Annotated in this window: 1 pseudogene; it reads left to right on the top strand. The window is 67.5% G+C overall.

Annotated elements, in window-relative coordinates:
• A pseudogene (locus RM423_RS25305) lies at nucleotides 1-125 on the top strand (IS3-like element ISRhosp5 family transposase); the annotation flags it as partial.
• Nucleotides 126-243: the final 118 nt, after the last annotated feature.

The following is a 243-nucleotide window of genomic DNA, read 5'->3' as shown; positions in this document are numbered from 1 at the left end:
GGCTCAGGTTGCGGCGCAAGGTCCACACCACGATCCCCGAACCGGCCGACACCCCGGTGCCGGATCTGGTCAAGCGCGACTTCACCGCGCCGGCCCCCAACGTCAAGTACGTCGGGGACATCACCTAATGGGAGGGCCGGGGTGACCCGGCGGTTCGCGGCGGCTGGCAGGAGCCCCTGAGATTTCACCGGTCCAGGTCGAGTGCAGGGTGGTGGGTGAGCTGCTGACAGGTGACCACTCATT

Origin of the sequence: Jatrophihabitans lederbergiae, assembly GCF_031845305.1 — a bacterium.
GTDB classification, from domain to species: domain Bacteria; phylum Actinomycetota; class Actinomycetes; order Mycobacteriales; family Jatrophihabitantaceae; genus Jatrophihabitans_A; species Jatrophihabitans_A lederbergiae.
This window is presented reverse-complemented; position numbering and strand designations above follow the sequence as displayed.